General features: G+C 71.3%; 3 protein-coding genes and 1 tRNA gene. 2 read left to right on the top strand and 2 right to left on the bottom strand.

Features of this window, described 5'->3' with window-relative positions; genetic code table 11:
* Window positions 1–120: 120 nt before the first annotated feature.
* Window positions 121–906, bottom strand: a complete 786-nt coding sequence (locus tag AB0C36_RS42905; protein ID WP_358365186.1) for an SDR family NAD(P)-dependent oxidoreductase — start codon at window positions 904–906, stop codon at window positions 121–123.
* A gap of 294 nt (window positions 907–1,200) precedes the next feature.
* Here AB0C36_RS42905 and AB0C36_RS42910 point away from each other — a divergent pair.
* Window positions 1,201–1,277: transfer RNA gene (locus tag AB0C36_RS42910), tRNA-Lys, on the top strand.
* A 592-nt stretch (window positions 1,278–1,869) separates the two neighbouring features.
* On the opposite strand, the gene AB0C36_RS42915 is transcribed toward AB0C36_RS42910, so the two are convergent.
* Entirely contained in the window at window positions 1,870–2,103 is a 234-nt protein-coding gene (locus AB0C36_RS42915; RefSeq protein ID WP_358365187.1) for a hypothetical protein, read from the bottom strand.
* 338 nt (window positions 2,104–2,441) lie between these two features.
* On the opposite strand from AB0C36_RS42915, the gene AB0C36_RS42920 reads away from it, so the two are divergent.
* Window positions 2,442–2,960: a hypothetical protein gene (locus AB0C36_RS42920; RefSeq protein WP_358365190.1), complete on the top strand. Its 519-nt coding sequence runs from the start codon at window positions 2,442–2,444 to the stop codon at window positions 2,958–2,960.
* Window positions 2,961–3,018: the final 58 nt, after the last annotated feature.

The following is a 3,018-nucleotide window of genomic DNA, read 5'->3' on the forward strand; positions in this document are numbered from 1 at the left end:
GTGCGCCCGCCCGTCGGCAGCGTCGCGAGCCGGGCCGATCCGCGGATCTCGGTGCGGACAGTGGCACTGCCAGTAAAGACAGTAAGGACGCGCGGTCGGGCCGACGGGTCAGCCGACGTATCAGACGCCGTAGCCGCCGTCGACGTCGAGCTTCTGACCGCTGATGAATCCCGCCCGGTCCGAGGCCAGGAAGCAGACCGCCTCGGCGATGTCGGCCGCGATGCCGAAGCGGCGCAGCGGGATGTTGTTGCGGGCCACGTCGAGCGCGCGCTCGTCGAGGTCTCCGCTGCCGATGAGCTCGGCGGCCATCCCGTCGGTGAGCATGCCGGGGCCGACACAGTTCACGCGTACGCCGAACCGGCCCTCCTCCGCGGCCAGCGCCCACGCGACCTGCTCGACGGCGCCCTTCGGCGCGGACGACAGGCCGTCCCGGATCGGGTAGCGCTTGGTGGCCGCGGTCGTGACCGCGACGATGCTGCCCTTGCCGGCGCGCAGGTGCGGGAGTGCCGGGTGCACGAGGTTGAAGAAGGCCACCGCGTCGTTGTCGATCTGGCTGCGGAACTGCTCGGGCGAGACGCGGCTGAGGTGGATCATCGGGACGTGCGGGCCGGAGGCGTACACGAGGGTGTGGATGCCGCCGAACTCCGCGGCGGCCTCGTCGAGCACCGCGGCCACCCCGGGCGCGTCGGTGAGGTCCGCGCGGTACGCCTTGGCCCGCCGCCCGTGCTTGACCCGCGCCTCGTCGGCGATCTCCTCGGCCGCACCCGCGTTGCTGCGGTACGTCAGGACCAGGTCGCTGCCCCGCTCCGCCAGCATGCGGGCGATCGACGCGCCGAGTCCGCCGCTGGCGCCGACCACGACCGCCGCCCCGGCCTTCGCCGCGAAATCCTCAGCCAAGCCGGTCATCGGCGCACTCCTCACCTAGATCTGATTACCCGTCAGATCTACGCGGGCGAGCGCGCGTTGTCAATCGTCGCCAGGCGGGCCGTGAGCGGGGCGACACGGCAGGCACAGCGGCCGGGTCACCCGACCGGAGCAAGCTCACACGAGGGGACGAGCGGCAGCGTGCACCCGCACGCCGCGGCAGCCGCCGCGCCGCCCCTCACGGGCACGGTCACCCGGCCGGAGCAGCCACCCGGGACCCGGGCTTATTCGGTGTCGAGCACTCTCCGAGATCGGGTACTATTTTTCACGCAGCAAGCGCCGCTAGCTCAGTTGGTTAGAGCAGCTGACTCTTAATCAGCGGGTCCGGGGTTCGAGTCCCTGGCGGCGCACCAAGTCCAAGGCCATCCATGTCCGCAGAGAGCGCGGAGTGGGTGGCCTTGGTTTTTTTGTGCGCGGCTTCGCCGCGCTTTGTGGGGGCTTCGCCACCCACACCCCCCGGCGCCTGGCATTCGCTGGGGGCAGGGGTCGGGCGGCGAGATTGAGGGGTTCGCTACCACGCCCCCGGCGCCCGAAGTGAGCTGAGGCCCGGCAGCCGGGCGGCGCGAGTTCTTCTTGGGGTTTCGCCACCACACCCCGCGGCCCGAACTGAGGCCGGGCCGGTAGTCGGGCGGGGAGAGTCCTGCTTGGGGATTCGCTACCACGCCCCCGGAGCCCGAACTTGCGATGAGGCCCGGCAGCCGGGCGGCGCGAGTTCCTCTTCGGGGCTGCACCGCCCGCCCCCCTGCGCCTGACGTTCGCTGGGGCCGGTGGTCGGGCGGCGAGAGTTCTTCTTGGGGGGCTTCACCGCGGCGCCTGGCCGGAGCTGGGACCGGTGGTGGGGCGGCGAGAGTTCGTATTGGGGGTTTCGCCACGCACCCCCGGAGCCCGAACTGAGCTGGGGCTCGGCGGTCGGGGGGCGCGAGGTCTTCTTGGGGGTTTCGCCGCTCATATCTCCGGCGCCTGGGCTCGTGGGGTGTCGTCTGCGCGGATCTCGATCCGTGCGCGGTCGGTGCTCGCCGCGATCTGATCCATGCGGAACGGGAGCGTCGATCTCAGGCGCCCGATGCGGGACACCTCGCATCCGGTCTGGGTGTGCATTGCCGGGCGGAAGGTCACGTACGACGGGTCGAACGCGGTGGACTGCGCTCGCATGGCGGTCAGGAACCAGTGCCTGTTCACGCCGATCCACCGGCCATCCGCCCCTGGGCTCGGCTGTTCGGGTGACCGGCGCACCGGGTGCGCTTGGCGGACGCCTGTTCAGTTGTGGGGTGTTACTCCTGTTGGCTCAGCGGTGGCGAGGGTGGGCCGGGGCGGGCACCACGGGTCGCGCAACCGGGGGCTGGGGCTATGAGGCGTGCCGCATACCACAGTTGGTGGCAGTTCGTGGCTTGCACGGCATTTGCGGGGTTTCAAAGTGCATTGCCGCAAAAGTCTGCTGATGATGAGTGAGGTCCCACGGGGTCCAGTGCGGTCATCGACGACCGCAACCGCCGTGGCTGCCGAAAGGAATCCTTGTCATGCGTCGTGCCTGTACTTACGTCCTTGGCGCTTCCTCCGCGATAGCCCTGCTCGCCATCGCCCCCACTGCCGCACACGCCCAGGGTGCCGAGGTCTTCCCCGGCTCCGGTGCTCCCGGCACCTCGATCACCGTCAACGACGGGAACCTCTGCGCCGGGACGGCGGCCAGCGCCACGTCCGAAGCATTCGGGACCATCACCCTGTCCCAGGGCACCGAGACCATGGTCGGCACCGGCACCGTGAGCAACGTGGCGGCCGGCTCGTACGCCGTGCGGCTCACCTGCGGCAACGGCCGGACCGCGTCCGGCACCTTCATGGTGACCGGCGGCACCGCGACCGCCACCCCGACCACGACCGCGACCGCGAAGCCGATCGGCGGCGTCGGCGCCGGTGGCGGCGGCACCCAGAGCGACATCAGCGCCGCGGGCCTGGCCGGCGGCGGTGCGCTGCTGGTCGCCGGTGGTGCGCTCGGCGTGTACGCGATGCGCCGCCGCGGCATGGGCCGCCACACCGCCTGACGGCAGCACCAGCCGGTATCGAGCCGGTGGTCCCGCCCCGTACGGCGTCATCGTCGCC

It is taken from the genome of Streptodolium elevatio, from assembly GCF_040649515.1.
In the GTDB taxonomy this organism is placed as follows: Bacteria; Actinomycetota; Actinomycetes; order Streptomycetales; family Streptomycetaceae; genus Yinghuangia; species Yinghuangia elevatio.